Source organism: Amaricoccus sp. W119 (assembly GCF_047275745.1).
In the GTDB taxonomy this organism is placed as follows: Bacteria; Pseudomonadota; Alphaproteobacteria; order Rhodobacterales; family Rhodobacteraceae; genus Amaricoccus.
This window is the reverse complement of record NZ_JBKQWU010000136.1, coordinates 1-3,624: the sequence shown is the minus strand read 5'-3', so window position 1 is coordinate 3,624 and position 3,624 is coordinate 1. Positions and strand designations below refer to the sequence as shown.

The following is a 3,624-nucleotide window of genomic DNA, read 5'->3' as shown; positions in this document are numbered from 1 at the left end:
TGAGCTGGCTGAGGGCTCCGCGCCCGGCGCGCTTGTGAAATCCGGCGAAGACCAATACCGAAATCCAACCTGCGGACTCGCGTCATGAGCGAGGGACCACCGGGGGGCAGGTCATTGGTCATCACGAGACCGGCGGCGCCGTGCCCAATTACGAGGCGCAGCTCGAAGATGCCCTGGCGCTTTATTCCAGACATGGTGTGCCCTCGGTGAAGCTGGGCTATGTCGATTTCGCACAGGGTATCGAGCACGAGGACGCCGATGGCGTCATGCGGACGGAATGGCATTACGGCCAGTATATGGTTGACCATGACGCACGCGCGCGGGAGGCATTTGCCCGGCACAGGATCGCGATGAACCCGCATGAGCCGGTCAAGGACACTGGCCTGCGCCGCACATATCCGCATGTCATGTCGCGCGAGGGAGCCCGAGGGCAGGAGTACAATTCGCCCGGCGGCGGCGGGAACCCGGTCGACTACACCACCATCCTGCCATTCACGCGGCTGCTCGCCGGACCGATGGACTTCACGCCGGGCATCTTCGACCTCGGGCCGGACAAGTCGCATCACACGCCATCGACGCTGGCCAACCAGCTCGCGCTCTATGTCGTTCTCTACAGCCCCCTGCAAATGGCGGCCGATCTTCCCGAGCATTACGAGACCAATCTCGCGGCCTTCCAGTTCATCAAGGACGTGGCCGTGGACTGGGACGACACGCGTGTCCTGAATGGGGAAATCGGCGACTACGTCACGATCGCGCGCAAGGAACGGGGCGGTGACGACTGGTATCTCGGCGGCATCACCGACGGGGTCGGGCGGATGCTCGACGCGCCGCTGTCGTTTCTCGACCCGGGTCGTGACTACGTCGCCGAGATCTATCGCGACGGCCCGCGGGCGGACTGGCGATCCGACCCGCTCGACATCGAGATCACCGATGTCATCGTCGATGCCTCCACGCGCCTCGATTTGCGCCTGGCGCCGGGCGGCGGCCAGGCCATCCGCTTCCGGCCCGCGAACGACGAAGACCGCGCCGCTATTCCGCGATATGAGGCGATCGACTGAAACCTGCCGACTGGCGCCCTGACACGGGTGCCGGCGGGGCGTGGGATCGCGCGGCGTGCGAGACATTGAGGCCGTGATGTTCGGCGAGCGTGCCGACCGGACGCCAGCGCATGAATTCGAGATGTACCAGCAACCCGTGCTCGGCCGCGGACTGGCAGATCGTCGCGAAGCGGTCGATGAGCAGGATCCCTGCAATCCATGTCGCCGGTGACGATCAGTCCGGTCGCGCCCAGTTCCTCGGCGACCTGGAGGAGCGGGGGCAGGGAGGCGAGATCGAGGTCCGGCGTAATCGGGATCAGTTCGACCTCGCTCACGGCCACGCCGCGGGCACGGGCGTGGTCGCGAAGCGCCGCGGTTTCCGCCGAGCCCGGAGCGAGCGGATAGACCGGGGTCCCCGGCGCGGCCGAACGCAGTCGCAGCGCCACCGAGGCATAACCCGCGTCCGCCGCCAGATCGATCAGGGCCTTCGAGTCGAGCTCGATCGCGGTCAGATGCGCGAGTCCGATCGGACGTGCCATCAGTAGGTCGCCCGCCCGCCGGAGGCATCGAAGACGAAACCGGTGGTGAAGGAACATTCCGGGCTCGCCGCGAAAGCTACCACGGCGGCCAGTTCCTCGATCGTGAGCAGGCGCCCCATCGGGATCTTGGCCTTCGAGGCGGCGATATGCTCCGCCGTCATCTGCTCCAGCAATTCGGTCTCGACCATGACCGGGGCCACCGCGTTGACGGTGACCCCGGTGGTCACCAGCTCCTTCGCGAGGGATTTGGTGAAACCGATCGCGCCCGCCTTCGCCGAGGCATAGGCGGCGATGCCCGGCACGCCTTCCTTGCCGGCGATGGAGGCGACGGTGACGATACGGCCGTAGCCCTGGTCGACCATCGCCGGCGCGAAGGCGCGGCTCACGAGAAAGACGCTGTCGAGATTGACCTGAACGACGCGCTTCCAGGTCTCGTAATCGTAGTCGGCAACCGGCGCCACCGGACCGTTTATGCCGGCGTTGTTCACGACGATCGAGGGCGTGTCATGCTCGGCCAGGACGGCCTCGGCGGCCCGGGCGACGCTGTCCGGATCGGCGACGTCGACGGCCATGATCGCGGCCGGTTCGAACCCGGCGGCCGCCGGGTCGAAATGCCGGGGCTCGATGTCCCAGATGATGACCCGCGCACCATCCTCGGCGATCCGCTTGGCGACGCCGCGTCCGATGCCACGCGCGCTGCCAGTGACGATCGCGACCTGGCCTTCAAGTTTCCCAGTCATATCACAGCCTTTGCTCAGTTGCGCCGATGATCCCATTGGACATCGCCGATCCGCCTCCGGATGAGCCGCCCCGGCGTTTCGAGCCTCGGGGGAGCCCGTTCCCGCGCGCTCGCATCTCTCGATCACTCATGACATACTGACATACAGTATGTCAATTGCGATTCTCGGTGCCCCGATCGGAACCCGGTCAAACGGGCGCTCGACCGGGCAGCGTTGGCCGGTTTGGTCCCGGACAGCCGCGACGCGACGATCTCGCCACCACCGCCCTTGCCATGCGTCCCTCCGAGCATGTAGAATACTGCATGCTAGATACATGATTAGCCGATTGATTTCAGTGCGGGACTGCTCTTTAATGCACGGAAGCAGGTGTGGTGGGGCCGATATGTCGGGTGAGCGAAAGGCCAAGAGATCCCTGTCCCTCGGACGCCTCAGCCGCCCGCGCACACTCGCCATGGAAGTCGCGGAGGAGCTCAAGGCGGCCATCATTTCGACGAGGATCGGGCTGGGTGAGACCCTGTCCGAGGAACGCGTCGCGAGCCAGTTGGGCGTCAGCCGGACACCCGTTCGCGAGGCTTTCTCGATTCTCCAGCATCAGGGACTGCTCACCGTGCTGCCCCGGCGGGGCAGCGTTGTCTTTCGCCCCAACGCGCGCGACATCGAGATGCTGGTGGACTTCCGGCGTCAGATCGAACTGGGCGCGGCGAAACTGGCGATACGCAATGCTCCGGCGGAGATGTCGAAAGCCCTGCATGATGTGATCACGCGGATGGAAGTCGCGCGAAGCGAGCATGATATTCTGGCCTACACGACCTGTGATGGGGATTTTCACGCTACATTTTTCGAATACTGCGACAACATCTACTATCAGCAGGCGCACGAACTGATCGCAGGAAGGATCAGTGCGCTCCGATCGCACCTGTCCGTGCCGCTGCGGATCTACACGACGCGAACCCACGATGAGCATCTGGAGATCTGCCGCGCCGTTGATAGAGGTAACGAAGCAACCTTGTTAAGCGTTCTTGAGAAACATATCGCGGTCATGGCCGAGAACTATGTGAAGGCGCTCCCGGAACTTTGAAGGTACATTTACACGGTAAGGAAAGCGGTCCGTCGATCCTCTATCCGGCACCGTGGTTCTGGACACGGGGGTTATGTAACATAATTAACATTATCTGAACATCATCACGACTGCGGGTACGCGCTATTCTGAACTGCGACTTTTGAGATCTGGCAGGATGTTGGAAAGCGAAAGGACATCCTGAATGAAGACGCGCTTCAGCCATCTCACGCTCTCGGATCGTCGCCAGA

Annotated in this window: 3 protein-coding genes; 2 read left to right on the top strand and 1 reads right to left on the bottom strand. The window is 63.7% G+C overall.

The window, feature by feature from the left end; all coding sequences use genetic code 11:
- Positions 1–62: 62 nt before the first annotated feature.
- The gene (locus tag ACLJK8_RS22280) at positions 63–1,058 is read left to right on the top strand and encodes a glycoside hydrolase family 97 catalytic domain-containing protein (protein ID WP_413152615.1); all 996 of its coding nucleotides are present in this window, start codon (positions 63–65) and stop codon (positions 1,056–1,058) included.
- A gap of 517 nt (positions 1,059–1,575) precedes the next feature.
- Here ACLJK8_RS22280 and ACLJK8_RS22275 read toward each other — a convergent pair.
- Positions 1,576–2,316: an SDR family NAD(P)-dependent oxidoreductase gene (locus tag ACLJK8_RS22275; protein ID WP_413152614.1), complete on the bottom strand. Its 741-nt coding sequence runs from the start codon at positions 2,314–2,316 to the stop codon at positions 1,576–1,578.
- Between the two features lie 451 nt (positions 2,317–2,767).
- Between ACLJK8_RS22275 and ACLJK8_RS22270 the strand changes: the two genes are divergently transcribed.
- A complete protein-coding gene (locus ACLJK8_RS22270) occupies positions 2,768–3,394 on the top strand; it encodes a GntR family transcriptional regulator (protein WP_413152613.1) in 627 nt (208 codons plus the stop codon).
- Positions 3,395–3,624 lie beyond the last annotated feature (230 nt).

Excerpts from the sequence above, each read along its gene's own strand:
- ACLJK8_RS22270 (WP_413152613.1), top strand. The coding sequence starts at position 2,768 with ATGGAAGTCGCGGAGGAGCTCAAGGCGGCCATCATTTCGACGAGGATC.
- ACLJK8_RS22275 (WP_413152614.1), bottom strand. The coding sequence starts at position 2,316 with ATGACTGGGAAACTTGAAGGCCAGGTCGCGATCGTCACTGGCAGCGCG.